The organism is Rubrimonas sp. (assembly GCF_036788415.1).
Lineage (GTDB): Bacteria > Pseudomonadota > Alphaproteobacteria > Rhodobacterales > Rhodobacteraceae > Rubrimonas.
The window spans coordinates 1-15,220 of the sequence record NZ_DAIQNN010000058.1 but is presented as its reverse complement, the minus strand read 5'-3'; the positions used below and the strand labels follow the sequence as shown (position 1 = coordinate 15,220).

Genomic DNA, 15,220 nt, shown 5'->3' with positions numbered 1-15,220 from the left:
TGTCCGACGGAAGTCCGACGGAAGTCCGACGGAAGTCCGACGGAAGTCCGACGGATGTCCGACGGAAATCCGACGCTAGTCCGACGCCGCCGCCTGCGCCTCCACCGCCGCCAGCGCGATCATGTTGAGCAGCCCCCGCACCGTCACCGACTGCGAGACGACATGTCCGGGCCGCGCCGCGCCCATCATGATCGGCCCCACCGGAATGCCCCCGCCCAGCGTCTTCAGCAGCCCCAGCGCGATGTGCGCCGCGTCGGCGTTGGGCGTCAGGAACAGGTTCGCGGCGCCGCTGAGACCCGACTGCGCCACCGCCCGCGCCCGCAGCGCCTCCGAGAGCGCCGCGTCGGCGTGCATCTCGCCGTCGACCTCGAAATCGGCGCAGGCTTTCAGTATGGCGGTCGCTGCGGCCATCTTGCGCGCCGAAGGGCTTGGACGATCGCCGAAATTCGAGTGGCAGACCAGCGCCGCCTTGGGCTCGACGCCGATCCGCCGCATCGTCCGCGCGGCCAGCAACCCGATCTCGGCGATCTCCTGCGCGCTGGGGTCGACCGCGACATAGGCGTCGGCGAGAAAGATCGCCCCGCCCGGCAGCACCAGCCCGTTCAGCGTCGACAGCCGGCTCGCCCCCTCCGCCCGTCCGACGATGCCTTCGAGCCGCGCGAGGTGATGGCCGAACCGCCCGCCCGCGCCGCAGATCGCCGCATCCACCTCGCCGCGGGCGAGCATCAGGAAGGCGAGCACCGAAGGATCGTTGCGCACCCCCCGCCGCGCCTCCCGCGGCGAAACGCCCTGCCGCCCGACGCGTTCGTGAAGCGCCACGCCGTACGCGTCCGCGTCGATGGTCGCCGGATCGACGATCTCGACCCCGAGCCCCGCGCGCAGGTTCAGGCCCAGCTCCGCCGCCCGCGCAGCGATCCGGCCTGCGTCGCCGATCAGCACGGGGCGCGCGATCCCCATCGCCGAGGCCTGCTGGGCCGCATGCAGCACCCGGTCCTCGTCGCCCTCTGCGAGCGCCACGCGACGGGGGTCCGACGCCGCGCGCTCGAAGACCGGCGACATCAGCATCTCGGAGCGGAACACGAAGCGGCGCAGCCGATCGCGATAGGCGTCCATGTCGGCGATCGGCCGGCGGGCGACGCCGCTGTCCATCGCCGCCTGCGCGACGAGCGGCGGGATTTCGAGGATCAGGCGGGGATCGAAGGGCTTGGGGATGATGTAGTCCGGACCGAAGCTGAGCGTCTCGCCGCCATAGGCCGCCGCGACCACGTCCGACGCCTCGGCCTGGGCCATCCGCGCGATGCCTTGCGCGCAGGCGCGCTTCATCGCCTCGTTGATCTCGGTCGCGCCGCAATCGAGCGCGCCGCGGAAGATGAACGGAAAGCACAGCACGTTGTTGACCTGATTGGGATAGTCGCTGCGCCCGGTGGCGACGATGGCGTCGTCGCGCACCGCTTTCACGAGTTCTGGGCGGATCTCGGGTTCGGGATTGGCCATGGCGAGGATCAGCGGGCGCGGCGCCATGCCCGCCGCCATCTCCGGCGTCACCGCCTTCGCCGCCGACAGGCCGAGGAAGATGTCGGCGCCCGTCATCGCGTCGGCGAGCGTGCGCATGTCGGTGCGGCGGGCGTAGCGGGCCTTGTACTTGTCCACCCCCTCGCGGCCTTCGAACACGACGCCCTTGCGGTCGCAGATTGCGATGTTCTCGCGGCGCGCGCCGAAGGCGACCAGCAGATCGAGGCAGGCCAGCGCCGCCGCGCCGGCCCCGTTGCAGGCGATTTTCGCGTCCTCCAGCCGCTTGCCCTGGAGCTCCAACGCGTTCAGCACCGCGGCGGCGGTGACGATGGCCGTGCCGTGCTGGTCGTCATGGAACACCGGGATCGCCATGCGCGCGCGCAGCTGCGCCTCGATCTCGAAGCATTCCGGCGCCTTGATGTCCTCGAGGTTGATCCCGCCGAATGTGGGCTCGAGCCGCGCCACCGCCTCGACGAAGGGTTCGACAGCCTTCTCCGCGATCTCGACGTCGAACACGTCGATGCCGGAGAACTTCTTGAAGAGCGCCGCCTTGCCCTCCATCACGGGCTTGGACGCCAGCGGCCCGATGTCGCCGAGGCCGAGCACGGCGGTGCCGTTGGTGATCACCGCGACGAGGTTGGAGCGCCCCGTCAGCGTGTCGGCGGCGGCGGGGTCGTCGGCGATGGCCTCGCAGGCGAAGGCGACGCCGGGGCTGTAGGCGAGCGCCAGATCGTGCTGCGTCGCCATCGGCTTGGTGGGGACGACCTGAAGCTTTCCATGCGGCTCGTCCTCGTGATAGCGCAACGCTTCGCGCTTGAGCGTGTCGGGCATGCGGCGTCTCCCCCTCGCGGCGCGCGTGGCGAGCCGCGCTCGTAGCGCAGACTATGCCAGCCGATCCGGGCGGTCGAGGCGACGTTCGCGCCATGGCCGCCGCCCCGCAGGAGCCCCCGATGTCCGCAACCTGGACCGCCCTGACCACGCTGCCCGACATCGAGGCCGCCGATCTGCTCGCCCAGGCGCTGGAGCGGCTCGATCCCGCGCCGACCGGCGTCGCCGCCTTCGAGCTGGAGGACGGTTCGGGGCTCTACGAAGTCGGCGGCTATTTCACCGAGAAGCCCGACGAGGTGGCGCTGGCGCTGCTGGCGGCGGCGCATGGGGCGCGGGGCTTCGCGGTGTCGAAAGTCGAGCCCCGCGACTGGGTGGCGCAGGTGCGCCGCGAGCTGTCCCCGGTGCGCGCGGGGCGCTTCGTGGCCTATGGCGAGCACGACGCGCACCGCATCCCGTCAAATCTCATCGGACTGCGCATCGAGGCGGCGATGGCCTTCGGCACCGGCCATCACGCGACGACCCAAGGCTGCCTGATGGCGCTCGACCGGCTCGCGCGCGGCGGATTCCGCCCGCGGCGCGTGGCGGATGTGGGCGCGGGGACGGGCGTGCTCGCGATGGCGGCGGCGAAGCTCTGGCGCGTGCGGGCGGTCGCCTCCGACATCGACGCGGTCGCGACGGCGACCGCGCGGGCGAACGCCGCGATCAACGGCGTGGGCCCGCTGGTGCGCTGCGCGACCGGGGCGGGGTTCCGGGCGGCGGCGCTGCGCGAGGGGCCGGCCTTCGAACTGGTCTTCGCCAATATCCTCGCCCGCCCGCTGAAGCGGCTGGCGCCGGACATGGCCGTGCGGGTCGCGCCGGGCGGGCGGGCGATCCTGTCGGGGCTGCTCGACGCGCAGGCGCCGGGCGTCGAGGCGGTGTGGCGCGGCTGGGGCTTCTCGCGCGCGGCCCGGCTGCGGGTGAACGGCTGGACGACGCTCACCCTGCGGCGCTGAACGTCAGCGGATTTTCAGCGGCGGTCCTCGCCGAGCAGGCGCTGGAGCGTGTCGAGGTCGAGCCGCTCGGCGCCTTCCGCGGGCAGGCCGTAGTCGGCGCGCTGGCGGCGGCTCATCTTCGCGACGCGGGATCGCAGGCGCGCCTCGGTCCACAGGCGCAGGACGGGCGCGGCGACCGCCTCGACGGCGGCGACGACGCGGTAGATGGCGACGGCGCCGAGCGGAGCGCGGCTGCGCGGGTCGATATAGGTCATGGCGGCCTCTCGGGCTGTGCACCGGTTCGCATGGGCAGGTAGCGGGCGGCCGGGCGCTCCGCAATCGGGGCGGACGCAATGCCCCCATGCGCGGGACGCATGGGGTTTTCAACCGGATTTCAACGATCTGGCGCCTGCGATGGGCCGCCGTCGCCGAGCCGTCGCGTGGGCGTCGCAGGCGGATTTCCCTTGGCGCGCGTTCCCGCTTCGTGCTAGCGAGTCCGGGTGGGCGACAGAGCGTCGCGCCCGCTTCGCTTCGGGGGCTCATGCGCATCATCGGCGTCGATCCGGGACTGCGCCGCGCCGGCTGGGGCGTGATCGAGCATCGGGGCGGGCGGCTGCGCCATGTGGCGAGCGGCGCCTGCCTGTCGGGCGCGGGCGACCTCGCCGCGCGGCTGAGCCGGCTGCACGCCGATCTCTCCGCCGTGATCGCCGAGCACCGCCCCGACGCCGCCGCCATCGAGCGGACTTTCGTCAACGCCGACCCTTCGGGCGCGCTGTTGCTGGGGCAGGCGCGGGGCGTGGCGCTGCTGGCGCTGGCGCAGGCGGGGCTGGAGGTGGCGGAATACGCGCCCAACGAGGTGAAGAAGGCCATCGTCGGCGTCGGGCGCGCGGAGAAAGGGCAGGTGGCGGCGATGGTCGCGGCGCTTCTGCCGGGCGCGCGGGCGAGCACGCATGACGCGTGGGACGCGCTCGCCATCGCCATCGTGCGCGCGCACCGCTCCGGTCCGGCCTCGCGGCTGGCGGCGCTGGGAGCCTCGGCATGATCGGCAAGATCACCGGGCTGGTGGATTACGTCGCGGAAGATCACGCGCTGATCGAGGCGGGCGGCGTCGGCTATGTCGTCGCCTGCTCGCGCCGCACGCTGGCGGGGCTGAAGCCGGGGCGGCCCGCGGCGCTCTACACCGAATTCGTCGTGCGCGAGGATGCGATGCTGCTGTTCGGCTTCCCGACGCTGGCCGAGCGGGAATGGCATCGGCTGCTCACCGGCGTGCAGGGCGTCGGCGCGCGCGTGGCGCTCGGCGTGCTCGGCGCGCTGGGGCCCGAGGCGGTGGGGCGGGCGCTGGCGCTGGGGGACGCGACTGCGATCCGCGCGGCGCCCGGCGTCGGTCCCAAGCTCGCCGCGCGCATCGTCAACGAGCTGCGCGACAAGGCGCCCGCCGTGATGGCGCTCGGCGCGGCGGCGGCGCGCCCCGCGCAGGTTCACGCAGTCGCGCCGTCGCAGGGCGCGGCGCCCGGCGTCGCCGAACCTGCGCCCCCCGAGGACGAGCACCGCGCGGCGTCGCTGTCGGACGCGCTCTCGGCGCTGACGAATCTGGGCTATGGCGAGGGCGAGGCGGCGGCGGCGGTCTCCGCCGCGCTCGCCTCTGGCGCCGAGGCGACCCCGCAGGGGCTGATCCGGGCCGCGCTGAAGGCGCTGGCGGCGCAGGTCTGACCGCGTGACCGCCTCCGACCCCCTGATCCGCCCCGAGTCCCAGCCCGAGGACGGGCTCGACCGCGCGCTGCGGCCCGAAACGCTCGACAGCTTCATCGGCCAGGAGGAGGCGAAGGCCAATCTGCGGGTGTTCGTCGGCGCCGCGCGCCAGCGGCGGCAGGCGCTCGACCATGTGCTTCTCTACGGCCCGCCCGGCCTCGGCAAGACCACCCTCGCCCAGATCATGGCGCGCGAGCTGGGGGTGGGGTTCCGCATGACGTCCGGCCCGGTGATCGCGCGGGCGGGCGATCTGGCGGCGATCCTGACCAATCTCGAAGCCCGCGACGTGCTGTTCATCGACGAGATCCACCGGCTGAACCCCGCCGTGGAGGAGATCCTCTATCCCGCGCTCGAGGATTTCGCGCTCGATCTGGTGATCGGCGAGGGCCCCGGCGCGCGCTCGGTGCGCATCGACCTGCCGCCCTTCACGCTGGTCGGCGCCACGACGAGGCTCGGCCTGCTGACCACGCCGCTGCGCGACCGCTTCGGCATCCCCACCCGGCTCGACTTCTACACCGAAGCCGAACTCGGCCTGATCGTGACGCGCGCGGCGAAGCTGATGGGCGCGCCCGCCGAGCCAGAAGGCGCCGCCGAGATCGCCCGGCGCGCCCGCGGGACGCCGCGGGTGGCGGGGCGGCTGTTGCGCCGCGTCGCCGATTTCGCGCTGGTCGAGGGCGACGGCCGGGTGACGCGCGCGCTCGCCGACCGCGCGCTGACCCGGCTTGGGGTCGATTCGGCGGGGCTGGACGGGGCGGACCGCCGCTATCTGCGCCTGATCGCCGAGGCCTATGAAGGCGGGCCGGTGGGGGTGGAGACCATCGCCGCCGCGCTGTCGGAGGCGCGCGACGCGGTGGAGGAGGTGATCGAGCCCTTCCTGCTGCAGCAGGGCTTCATCCAGCGCACCCCGAGGGGCCGGATGCTGGCGCACCGCGCATGGACGCATCTGGGGCTGCCGCCGCCGGGGCGGGCGTCGCAGCCGGGGCTGTTCGAGGGCGAGCTGTGATCCGGCCCCGAAGCGCCCCGCGCGGCGCGTCGTCGGCGGGCGTCGCGCTCACGGCGTGCGCCGGCCGCTCGGCGTCTCGCGGTCGCGCGAGGCCGGGGCGGTGGGCTGGCGGGTGAAGCCTCTGAGCCCACTCACGGGCAGCCGGTCGCGCGGGATGTCCACTTCGCTCGCGGCGTAGGCGGTCAGCAGTTCGGCCAGCGAACGCAGCGCGTGCATGTGGATGCGCTCGTAGCCGTGGCTCGCATCGACGCCGAAAGTCACCAGCGCCGTGCGCACGTCCGCGCCCGCCTCGATGGCCGACGCGCTGTCGGAGCGGTAATGGCGGAACATGTCCTTCTGCATGCGGATGTCGTTGTCGCGGCACAGCGCCGCGAGCTTGCGGGTGAGGTGGTAGTCGAACGGGCCGGTCTCGTCGGCCATGGCGATGGTCACGCCGAATTCCGCCGAATTCTGCCCCGGCGCGGTGGTCCCGTTGTCGACCGCGACCAGCGAGGCGATGTCGGGAAGGAGGATCGAGGCGGCGCCGTGGCCGACTTCCTCGGCGATGGTGAAGAGGAAGAACAGGTCGACCGGCGGCTGCGTTCCGGCCTCGCGCAGCGCCTTCAGCGCCGCGAGCATCGCGGCGGCCCCCGCCTTGTTGTCGAGATGGCGCGAGACGATGAAGCCGTTGTCGAGGAATTCCGGCTGCGGCTCGATCGCGGCGATGTCGCCGACCTCGATCCCCAGCCGGCGCAGATCGCCGAGGTCGTAGGCCAGCGCGTCGACGCGCAGCTCGACATGGTCCCAGCCGATGGGCGCGGCGTCGACCTCGTCGTCGAAGGTATGGCCCGAGGCCTTCAACGGCAGGATCGTGCCCGTATAGGCGCCCTTGTCGGTGAAGAGCCGCACCCGCGCCCCTTCGGCGAAGCGCGCCGACCAGACGCCGATCGGCGCGAGGGCGAGCCGCCCGTTCGCCTTCAGCGCCCGCACCTGCGCGCCGAGCGTGTCGAGATGCGAGACGATGGCGCGCGCGCCGCCGGCCTCGGCCCCCGCCAGCCGGGCGCGGATCGCGCCGCGCCGGGTCATGTCGTAGTCGACCCCCAGCGCCTCGAGCTCGGCGCAGACATGGCGCACCGCCGTGTCGGTGTAGCCGGTGGGGCTGGGGATCGCGAGCAGCGCGGAAAGCCGGCTGCGCAGATACTCGACGTCGATGTCCAGCCGGCGCCCATGGGCGGGCGCGGCGCCGGTCGCCGGCGCGGTCGTCTTCTCCATGTCAGCCCCCGATGCGGCGCTGCGCCAGCCGGGCCGTCTGCGGCGCCGACAGCGGAAACAGCAGGTCGATGAAGCGCTCGGCGGTCGGCTGCGGCTCGTGATTGGCGAGCCCCGGGCGCTCGTTCGCCTCGATGAACGCGTAATCCGGCCCGCGCGGCGACTTCACCATCAGGTCGATCCCGGTCACCGGGATCTCGATGGCCCGCGCCGCCTTGACCGCCGCCTCGATCAGCGCGGGGTGGGTGGTGTGGGTGACGTCATGGATGGTGCCGCCGGTGTGCAGATTGGCGGTCTTGCGCACGGGCACGACGACGCCCTGCTCGGGCGCGTCCTCCATCGCGAAGCCGGCCTCGCGCACGCAGCGTTCCGTCTCGGCGTCGAGCGGGATGCGGCTCTCGCCGCCGGTGGCTGCGGCGCGGCGGCGGCTCTGCACTTCGATCAGGTCGCGGATGCTGGCGCGTCCGTCGCCCACCACCTGCGCGGGCCGGCGGATCGCCGCCGCGACCACCTTGTAGTCGATCACCACCAGCCGCAGGTCCTCGCCGCGGAAGCAGGCTTCCACGATCACCTCGTCGCAGAAGCGCCTCGCCGCCTCGACCGCCGCCTCCATCTCCGGCTCGGTCTTCAATCCCACCGCGACGCCGCGGCCCTGTTCGCCGCGCGCGGGCTTGACCACCACCTCGCCATGCTCGGCGAGAAAATCGGCGCGCGCCGACGCCGATTGCTCTGTCAGCTGGGCCGGGCAGCGCACGCCGGCGGCCTCGACGATGCGACGGGTGGCGCGCTTGTCGTCGCAGATCGACATCGCGACGGCGGAGGTGAACTCCGACAGCGCCTCGCGGCAGCGCACCGAGCGCCCGCCATAGGTCAGCCGGAAGAAGCCGCCCTCGGCGTCGGTCACCTCGACATGGATGCCGCGCCGGCGCGCCTCGTCGACGATGATCCGCGCATAGGGGTTGAGCGCGGCGTCGCCGGGATCGGCGCCGACATAGAGCTTTTCGTTGATCACGTTGCGGCGCTTGACGGCGAACACCGGCACGCGGCGAAAGCCGAGCTTCTCGTAGAGCGCGATGGCCTGGGCGTTGTCGTGCAGCACCGAGAGGTCCATCTGCGCCGCGCCCCGCGCCTTGAACAGCTCGGCCAGCCGCCGCACCAGCGACTCGCCGATCCCCGCATGCGGGGCCTGCCTGCCGACGGCGAGGCACCACAGCGACGCGCCATGCGCCGGATCGTCGAAGGCGAGCCCGTGATCGACGCCCATCGCCGAACCAAGCACCTCGCCGGTCTCCGCATCCTCGGCGACCAGCACGGTCAGCGCGCGGGCGTCGCGCTTGCTCCAGAAGAAATCGGGCGGCACCGGCACCATGGACCGCTCGGCGTAGAGCGCGTTGACGGCTTCGGCGTCGCGCCGGGTCGAGAGCCGGCGCACGGTGAAGGCGCTCCGCCGGCGCGGGGCGGGGCGGTAGGTGGCGAGGTCGAGCCGGTAGGTCACCGAGGGGTCGAGAAACAGCTCCTGCGGCGCGGCGGCCAGCAGCACCTGCGGCTCGCGGACATAGAGCGCGATGTCGCGGCGGTCGGCGCCCTCGGCGCGCAGCACCTCGGCGATCCTGCCCGCATCCTCGAACGTATTGGCGAAGATCAGCCGCCCCCAGCCGCAATCGATCAGCGCGTCGGCGCGCGGCCTGTCCGCGCCGTAGCGCGGCGGGTCGAGGCTCTCGGCGCGCATCCGGCGCAGCCTCTGGCCCTGGGCGGCGAGGCGGCGCGCGCTGTCCTTCTCGGTCATCGCGTCAGACCCCCTGCGCCTGCAACCAGCTTTCGAGCAACGCCGCCTGCCACAGCTCCGAGCCGCGCAGCTTCGTGACATGCTCCGCCGGCGCCGCGAACAGGGCGTCGAGCCACTCCTTGCGGAACAGGCCCCGTTCACGCGCCGCCGGGCTCGTCAGCGCGTCGCGGCACATCTCCAGATAGGGGCCGTCGACATATTTGAGCGCGGGCACCGGGAAATAACCCTTCGGCCGGTCGATGACCTCCGAGGGGACCACCTTGCGCGCGGCCTCCTTCAGCACGCCCTTGCCGCCCTGCGCGAGCTTGAAGCGCGACGGGATGCGCCCGGCGAGCTCCACCAGCTCGTGATCGAGGAACGGCACCCGCGCCTCGAGCCCCCAGGCCATGGTCATGTTGTCGACCCGCTTCACCGGGTCGTCGACGAGCATCACATTGGCGTCGAGGCGCAGCGCCTTGTCGACCGGATCGTCGGCGCCGGGGCGGGCGAAGTGCTCGGCGACATAGGCCAGCGACTCGTCCTTGTCGGCGAGCCAGTCGGGGGCCAGCTGGGTCGCGAGCCGCGCATGGTCGCGGTCGAAGAACGCGTCGGCATAGGCTGCGACGGGGTCGTTGGCGTCGGCCATCGGCGGATGCCAGTGATAGCCGCCGAACACCTCGTCCGCACCCTGACCCGACTGCACGACCTTGATGGTCTTGGACACTTCGCGCGACAGCAGGAAGAAGCCGATGTTGTCGTAGGAGACCATCGGCTCCGACATCGCAGCGATCGCGGCGGGCAGATTGGCGCGCATCTCTTCGGAGGGAATGAAGATCTTGTGGTGATCGGTCCCGAAGCGCTCGGCGATGAAGTCGGAATAGACGAACTCGTCGCCCTTCTCGCCTTTCGCCTCCTCGAAGCCGATGGAATAGGTCGCAAGGCCCGTCTGGCCCTCCTGCGCCAGAAGGCCGACGATCATCGAGCTGTCCACCCCGCCCGACAGCAGCACGCCCACCGGCACGTCGGCCACCATGCGCCGGCGCACGGCGACCCTCAGCGCCTCCAGCGCCATGTCGCGCCATTCCTCGGCCGGGCGGGCGGCGTCCTCCGCGCTGCGCGTGAACTCGGGCGCCCAGTAGACATGGTCGCGCGCTGCGCCGTCCGGCTCGACGACGCGCACCGTCGCCGGCGGCAGCTTGCGCACGCCCGACAGGATGGTGCGCGGCGGCGGGACGACCGCGTGCCAGCTCATGTAATGATGCAGCGCCACCCGGTCGATCGTCGCATCGACGCCGCCCGCCGCCAGCAGCGCGGGCAGAGTCGAGGCGAAGCGGAGCGCGCCGTCGACCTCGGCGAAGTAGAGCGGCTTGATCCCGAAACGGTCGCGCGCGAAGGCGACGCGGCCGGTCGCGCGCTCGTGGATCGCGAAGGCGAACATTCCGTGGAAGCGCGCGACGCAAGTCGGCCCCCACTCGGCCCAGGCCTTCAGGATCACCTCCGTGTCGCCCTGCGAGGCGAAGACATGGCCCGCCGCTTCGAGCTCGGCGCGCAGGTCGCGGAAATTGTAGATGCAGCCGTTGAAGACGACGGTCAGGCCGAGGCCGGTGTCGACGAAAGGCTGCGCGGCGGCGTCGGACAGGTCGATGATCTTCAGGCGGCGATGGCCGAAGCCGACGCGGCCCTGCGCCCAGACCCCCGCGCCGTCCGGCCCCCGCGGCGCCATGGCGTCGGCCATCCGCGCGATCGCCCCCGTCGAGGCCCGCCGGTCTCCGAACGCCACTTCGCCGCATATCCCGCACATCCCGCGCCACCTCGTCGTCATTGCCAGATCAGGTTCGGCGCGTTAGTTAGCGTATTAATCATTAGGGCGCAACCGGACGGGGATGGAGCAGGAGCGGCAATTGCGGGCGGTGGTGAAGGCGGGGCGGCGGATCGCCCGCGCCTTCGACGTGCAATCGCACCGCATCGACCGGGCGGTGGGGTTGACCCTGCCGCAGCTGATCGTGCTGGGCTGCATCCGCGATCTCGGCGAGGTCGCGAGCCGGACGTTGTCGGTCGAGGCCGATCTCAGCCCGCCGACTGTCGTCGGCGTGCTGGATAAGCTCGAGGCCAAGGGGCTGATCGCCCGCTATCGCTCGACGCGCGACCGCAGGCTGGCGCATGCGCGGGTGACGGAGAAGGGCCGCGCCGCGCTCGACGCCGCGCCCGCCCCGCTGGGCGAGGCCTTCGCCGCGCGGTTCGCCGCGCTCGATCCGCAGGCGCGGTCGCGCATCCTCGAAGCGCTCGAAGACCTTGCGCGCCTTCTCGGCGACGCCGCAGCGCCGGTCGAGTCCACGCCGGAGGGGGCGCAAGGAACGCCCGGCGACGCATAGGCCGAGCGGTCGCCGCTGCGTCGAAGCCGAAGGCCGCTCTGTGAGGACCGCCGCCGAGACCCGCGCGCGCGCGTCGCCCGGCGGCGACAAGGTGTGAAATCTCTCATGTAGAGTAAAGGGTTAAACCCGTTCGCCTAAAGTCTTGACGACTTGCAAGACGCGACCCCGTCGGTTAAACGACGGAAAATGCCCCAGTAGCTCAGAGGCAGAGCAATCGCCTTGTAAGCGATAGGTCGGGATCTCGGAATTCCCCTGGGGCGCCATCATGCTCGGTCTGCGCGCGCCCGACGGGCGCAGCCGGCTGCGTTCATTTTCCGAATCCGCGCCAGCGCGGCGCCTCCCAGCCCCGGACCATCGCCGCCGCGCGGATCGCGAACGTCGCCGCCGCGCAGGCGAGGGCCGCGGCCCAGCGTCCTTCGGTCAGCGCGTAGACGAGGACGTTGACGACGGCGCCCCCCAGCGCGGCGGTGGCGTAGACTTCGCGGTGCAACGCCATCGGCGGCTCCCGGCAAAGCACGTCGCGGATCACGCCGCCGAAGCTCGCGGTGATCACGCCCATAGCCAGCAGGATCGGCCACTCCGCGCCGACGCCGCGCGCCGCCGCCACGCCCAGCGGCGTCGCGACCGCGAGCCCCGCCGCGTCGGCCCAGCCGAGCGGGCGGTTCAGACGCTCGACCCGCTCGCCGGCGAGAAACACCGCCGCCGTGGCGAGCGCCGCCGCCGCGAGATAGCGCCCGTCCGCCAGCCAGAACACCGTCCGGTCGAGCAGCACGTCGCGGATCGTGCCGCCGCCCACGCCGGTGAAGAAGGCGCAGACGAACATCCCGAACAGGTCGAGCCCCTTGCGGCCCGCAAGCAACGCGCCCGAGATCGCGAAGACGAACACCGCGACGAGGTCGAAGGCGGCGACGGCGTGCGGCGTCATCGATCCGCTCCCCGACATCCGGTCATCGCAACCGCCCGATGACGTAGGCCGGCGCTGCCCCGTGGCGGGCGAGCCACGGGCCGAGGCGCGCGGGGTCGGGCGTCTCGGGATCGTCGGACAGCTCCGCCGCCGCCAGCCCGCCGGCGACGAACAACGTGTCGATCCCCTGCGCCGCGGCGCCTGCGATGTCGGTCGCGACGCCGTCGCCGATGGCCAGCACGCGCCCGGTCGCGCCGCGCGCCGCCAGCACTTCGGCCGCAAGGCGATAGATCGGCGGATGCGGCTTGCCGGCCTGGACGACCCGCCCGCCCGCCGCCTCGTAGGCCTGCGCGATCGCGCCGGCGCAGTAGAGCAGCCGCGGACCGCGATGCACGACCACGTCGGGGTTGCAGCACAGCATGGGCAGGTCGCGGTCGCGCCAGTCGGCGATGGCGGCGGCGTAATCCTCGGGCGTCTCGGTCTCGTCGTCGAACAGGCCTGTCAGCACCACGCTCTCCGCCGCGTCGCGGCCCACGCGCGCCACGGAAAGCCCGTCGAAGAAAGGCAGGTCGCGCTCCGGCCCGACATGCTCGACCCGCGCGCCCATCCGCCCCGAGGCGACCTCGTTGCGCGCCGCGTCGCCCGAGGTGACGATGGCGTCCCAGCTGTCCTCCGGCGCGCCCATCGACAGCAGATGCGCGCGGACGGCGCTCGCCGGGCGCGGCGCGTTGGTCAGCAGCAGGACCACGCCGCCCTGCGCCCGGAACGCCCGCAGGGCCGCGACCGCCGCCGGATAGGGCGCGACGCCGTCATGATAGCAGCCCCAGACGTCGCAGAGCAGCGCGCCGTAGCGCGGCGCGACCTCGGAGAGCGAGCGGATGATCTGCGCGGTCATGGGCGGCGGCTCCGGGGTCGATATGCGTCGCTCGCCTAAGTCACGCGGGCGGGCGACGTCAACCGGGGCGACGCCAGAGCGGGCGGATCGCCAGAAACAGCCGGTAGGCCGCTTCCCCGGCCCAGGTGAAGGGCGCGCGGTCGAGCAGGCGGGCGAGCGGGGCCAGACGCGGATTGGCCCGCCAGATCGCGAGGAAGGCCCGGAAGCCCGAGGCGATCCCGCCATCGGCCCGCCGCACATGAAAGCGCGCGAGCGCCGCCTGCGCGCCGATCTCGGGCGGCGCGGCGCCGTTCGAAGCGTCGCGCCAGGCGATGGTCTCGCCCCCCGGCATCGCCCGGTAGGTCGCGATTTCGGCGCGGCAGAGCGGGCAGCCGCCGTCGTAGAACGCCTCGACGGCGCGGGCGGGGTCGGCGATCTCGGGAGCGGTCGAAGTTTCCATACGTCCGGACCTAGCGCCGCCGGCCCCTGCGCCAAGCTTCGCGCGCGAGATAGGGGCCGCCGCGCGGTCGCCATGCGGCCGTTAGGCCGGTTTTCACGCTTGCGGGCCTAGCACCGTCGCGCGGGCGCCGCATGCCCGCCCCGGATTTTCGCCCGGATCGTCCCCCGGCGCGCGCGTCCGGTCGGTCGCCGCTTCGGAAGGAGATCGCCGCGCCATGAGCAAGACCGTCCTCGCCGTCGAGGATTCGCCCTCCGTCCGGCAGCTGATCCGCATGACCCTGCTCGACTACGGCTACGACGTCTCGGAAGCCAAGAACGGCGCGGAGGCGTTGCAGAAGACCGGCGGCGCCCGCTTCGACGCCGTGGTGACCGACATCAACATGCCGGTGATGAACGGAATCGAGTTCATCCGGCAGTTCCGCGCCACGCCGCAGAGCCAGGGCGTGCCGGTGATCGTGCTCACCACCGAGTCGGGCGATGCGATGAAGGCCGAGGCGCGCGAGGCGGGCGCCACGGCGTGGCTGACCAAGCCCTTCACCCAGCAGCAGCTTCTCGACGCCCTGCGCAAGGTGGCGGGCGCATGAGCGCGACCGATCCCGCCGCCGTCTTCCGCGTCGAGGCGGACGAGCTTCTGGCGAGCCTCGAGCAGGCGCTGCTCGATCTGGAGACCGCGCCCGACGACGCGGAGCTGGTGGATCAGGCGTTCCGCGCGCTGCACACGCTGAAAGGCTCGGGCGCCATGTTCGGCTTCCGCGCGTTGGCCGGCTTCCTGCACGCCTTCGAATCCGCCTTCGACACGGTGCGCGCCGGCGCGGCGCGGATCACGCCGGCGATGATCGCCCAGGCGCTGCGCGCCAAGGACCACGCCGCCGCCCTGATCCGCGGCGATGCGGCGCCCGATCCCGCGCATGAGGAGGGCGCCGATGCGGTCGACGCCGCCGGGGCGGAGATCCTCGACGCGTTCGCCGCCGCCTTCCGGAGCGCCGCGGCCGAGCCGCCGGAGACCGCCGATCCGCTGCGCGCCAACCCCGGCGCCGCGCCGACAGCGTGGCGCATCGCCTTCAAGCTGCCGCAGACGCTGCTCGACTGGGGCGCCAACCCCGCGCTGATCCTCGAGGAGCTTTCCGGCCTCGGCCTTTGCGACGTGGCCTGCGAGGCGACGGGTCCGGTCGCCGATCCGGCCGAGCTGCCGCGCGCGCTGTTCGGCGAGCGCTTCGTCGTCGCGCTGCTGACCGACCGTCCGCGCGCGGCGATCGAGGAGGCGTTCGTCTTCGTGCGCGACCAGGCGGAGCTCGCGATCGCGCCGGTCGAGTGCGGCGAATCGCCCGAGGCGGCGGACCCCGCCCGTGGCGCGGACGCCGCCGCGCGCCCGGCGCCCCGGTTGCCCGCCGCCAGCGCGTTGATGCGCGCCGTCTCGGGGCCTGCGACGATGCGCGTCGCCACCGATCGGCTCGATTCGATCATGGACCATGTCGGCGAACTGGTGATCGCGCAGGCGCGCCTCAGCCAGCTCGCCCGCGCCAGCGAGGACCCCA

At 72.9% G+C, this 15,220-nt stretch carries 15 protein-coding genes and 1 tRNA gene; 8 read left to right on the top strand and 8 right to left on the bottom strand.

The window, feature by feature from the left end:
• Window positions 1-75 precede the first annotated feature (75 nt).
• Window positions 76-2,343, bottom strand: a complete 2,268-nt coding sequence (locus V7Q31_RS12855) for an NADP-dependent malic enzyme (RefSeq protein WP_333834265.1) — start codon at window positions 2,341-2,343, stop codon at window positions 76-78.
• Between the two features lie 119 nt (window positions 2,344-2,462).
• Here V7Q31_RS12855 and V7Q31_RS12850 point away from each other — a divergent pair, with 119 nt between their 5' ends.
• Window positions 2,463-3,332, top strand: a complete 870-nt coding sequence (locus V7Q31_RS12850) for a 50S ribosomal protein L11 methyltransferase (RefSeq protein WP_333834264.1) — start codon at window positions 2,463-2,465, stop codon at window positions 3,330-3,332.
• Between the two features lie 14 nt (window positions 3,333-3,346).
• On the opposite strand, the gene V7Q31_RS12845 is transcribed toward V7Q31_RS12850, so the two are convergent.
• The gene (locus V7Q31_RS12845; protein WP_333834263.1) at window positions 3,347-3,586 is read right to left on the bottom strand and encodes a hypothetical protein; all 240 of its coding nucleotides are present in this window, start codon (window positions 3,584-3,586) and stop codon (window positions 3,347-3,349) included.
• 266 nt (window positions 3,587-3,852) lie between these two features.
• Here V7Q31_RS12845 and ruvC point away from each other — a divergent pair, with 266 nt between their 5' ends.
• Genes ruvC through ruvB form a run of 3 tightly spaced genes read left to right on the top strand, consistent with a single transcriptional unit; the run spans window position 3,853 to window position 6,063 of the window.
• The gene (gene ruvC, locus V7Q31_RS12840; protein WP_333834262.1) at window positions 3,853-4,353 is read left to right on the top strand and encodes a crossover junction endodeoxyribonuclease RuvC; all 501 of its coding nucleotides are present in this window, start codon (window positions 3,853-3,855) and stop codon (window positions 4,351-4,353) included.
• The gene (gene ruvA, locus V7Q31_RS12835; protein WP_333834261.1) at window positions 4,350-5,021 is read left to right on the top strand and encodes a Holliday junction branch migration protein RuvA; all 672 of its coding nucleotides are present in this window, start codon (window positions 4,350-4,352) and stop codon (window positions 5,019-5,021) included. The genes ruvC and ruvA overlap by 4 nt, the downstream gene beginning before the upstream one ends.
• A gap of 4 nt (window positions 5,022-5,025) precedes the next feature.
• Window positions 5,026-6,063, top strand: a complete 1,038-nt coding sequence (ruvB, locus tag V7Q31_RS12830; protein WP_333834260.1) for a Holliday junction branch migration DNA helicase RuvB — start codon at window positions 5,026-5,028, stop codon at window positions 6,061-6,063.
• A gap of 48 nt (window positions 6,064-6,111) precedes the next feature.
• Here ruvB and V7Q31_RS12825 read toward each other — a convergent pair whose 3' ends face one another.
• The 3 genes from V7Q31_RS12825 to V7Q31_RS12815 are packed head-to-tail and all read right to left on the bottom strand — an operon-like array spanning window position 6,112 to window position 10,877.
• The gene (locus V7Q31_RS12825) at window positions 6,112-7,314 is read right to left on the bottom strand and encodes an osmoprotectant NAGGN system M42 family peptidase (RefSeq protein ID WP_333834259.1); all 1,203 of its coding nucleotides are present in this window, start codon (window positions 7,312-7,314) and stop codon (window positions 6,112-6,114) included.
• 1 nt (window position 7,315) lies between these two features.
• Window positions 7,316-9,097, bottom strand: coding sequence for an N-acetylglutaminylglutamine synthetase (gene ngg, locus V7Q31_RS12820; RefSeq protein ID WP_333834258.1), 1,782 nt, complete (start codon window positions 9,095-9,097; stop codon window positions 7,316-7,318).
• A gap of 4 nt (window positions 9,098-9,101) precedes the next feature.
• Window positions 9,102-10,877 (bottom strand): N-acetylglutaminylglutamine amidotransferase, encoded by a 1,776-nt coding sequence (locus V7Q31_RS12815; protein ID WP_333834257.1) that lies wholly within the window; start codon window positions 10,875-10,877, stop codon window positions 9,102-9,104.
• A gap of 82 nt (window positions 10,878-10,959) precedes the next feature.
• On the opposite strand from V7Q31_RS12815, the gene V7Q31_RS12810 reads away from it, so the two are divergent.
• Both V7Q31_RS12810 and V7Q31_RS12805 read left to right on the top strand, forming a co-directional pair.
• Window positions 10,960-11,448, top strand: coding sequence for a MarR family winged helix-turn-helix transcriptional regulator (locus V7Q31_RS12810; protein WP_333834256.1), 489 nt, complete (start codon window positions 10,960-10,962; stop codon window positions 11,446-11,448).
• Window positions 11,449-11,636: 188 nt separating this feature from the next.
• Window positions 11,637-11,711, top strand: a tRNA-Thr gene (locus tag V7Q31_RS12805).
• 44 nt (window positions 11,712-11,755) lie between these two features.
• Here V7Q31_RS12805 and V7Q31_RS12800 read toward each other — a convergent pair.
• Genes V7Q31_RS12800 through V7Q31_RS12790 form a run of 3 tightly spaced genes read right to left on the bottom strand, consistent with a single transcriptional unit; the run spans window position 11,756 to window position 13,686 of the window.
• The gene (locus V7Q31_RS12800; RefSeq protein ID WP_333834255.1) at window positions 11,756-12,373 is read right to left on the bottom strand and encodes a trimeric intracellular cation channel family protein; all 618 of its coding nucleotides are present in this window, start codon (window positions 12,371-12,373) and stop codon (window positions 11,756-11,758) included.
• A 22-nt stretch (window positions 12,374-12,395) separates the two neighbouring features.
• Entirely contained in the window at window positions 12,396-13,247 is an 852-nt protein-coding gene (locus V7Q31_RS12795) for a TIGR01459 family HAD-type hydrolase (protein WP_333834254.1), read from the bottom strand.
• A gap of 58 nt (window positions 13,248-13,305) precedes the next feature.
• Window positions 13,306-13,686 (bottom strand): thiol-disulfide oxidoreductase DCC family protein, encoded by a 381-nt coding sequence (locus tag V7Q31_RS12790; RefSeq protein ID WP_333834253.1) that lies wholly within the window; start codon window positions 13,684-13,686, stop codon window positions 13,306-13,308.
• Window positions 13,687-13,900: 214 nt separating this feature from the next.
• Between V7Q31_RS12790 and V7Q31_RS12785 the strand changes: the two genes are divergently transcribed.
• A complete protein-coding gene (locus tag V7Q31_RS12785; RefSeq protein WP_333834252.1) occupies window positions 13,901-14,269 on the top strand; it encodes a response regulator in 369 nt (122 codons plus the stop codon).
• A partial coding sequence (locus tag V7Q31_RS12780) for an Hpt domain-containing protein (protein WP_333834251.1) occupies window positions 14,266-15,220 on the top strand: 955 nt, incomplete at its 3' end. The genes V7Q31_RS12785 and V7Q31_RS12780, both read left to right, overlap by 4 nt.

Coding starts and splice junctions, on each gene's coding strand:
- V7Q31_RS12785 (WP_333834252.1), top strand. CDS start 13,901: ATGAGCAAGACCGTCCTCGCCGTCGAGGATTCGCCCTCCGTCCGGCAG.
- V7Q31_RS12810 (WP_333834256.1), top strand. CDS start 10,960: ATGGAGCAGGAGCGGCAATTGCGGGCGGTGGTGAAGGCGGGGCGGCGG.
- V7Q31_RS12850 (WP_333834264.1), top strand. CDS start 2,463: ATGTCCGCAACCTGGACCGCCCTGACCACGCTGCCCGACATCGAGGCC.
- ruvC (WP_333834262.1), top strand. CDS start 3,853: ATGCGCATCATCGGCGTCGATCCGGGACTGCGCCGCGCCGGCTGGGGC.
- V7Q31_RS12825 (WP_333834259.1), bottom strand. CDS start 7,314: ATGGAGAAGACGACCGCGCCGGCGACCGGCGCCGCGCCCGCCCATGGG.
- V7Q31_RS12815 (WP_333834257.1), bottom strand. CDS start 10,877: ATGTGCGGGATATGCGGCGAAGTGGCGTTCGGAGACCGGCGGGCCTCG.
- V7Q31_RS12855 (WP_333834265.1), bottom strand. CDS start 2,343: ATGCCCGACACGCTCAAGCGCGAAGCGTTGCGCTATCACGAGGACGAG.
- V7Q31_RS12800 (WP_333834255.1), bottom strand. CDS start 12,373: ATGACGCCGCACGCCGTCGCCGCCTTCGACCTCGTCGCGGTGTTCGTC.
- V7Q31_RS12795 (WP_333834254.1), bottom strand. CDS start 13,247: ATGACCGCGCAGATCATCCGCTCGCTCTCCGAGGTCGCGCCGCGCTAC.
- ruvA (WP_333834261.1), top strand. CDS start 4,350: ATGATCGGCAAGATCACCGGGCTGGTGGATTACGTCGCGGAAGATCAC.
- ngg (WP_333834258.1), bottom strand. CDS start 9,097: ATGACCGAGAAGGACAGCGCGCGCCGCCTCGCCGCCCAGGGCCAGAGG.
- V7Q31_RS12790 (WP_333834253.1), bottom strand. CDS start 13,686: ATGGAAACTTCGACCGCTCCCGAGATCGCCGACCCCGCCCGCGCCGTC.
- V7Q31_RS12845 (WP_333834263.1), bottom strand. CDS start 3,586: ATGACCTATATCGACCCGCGCAGCCGCGCTCCGCTCGGCGCCGTCGCC.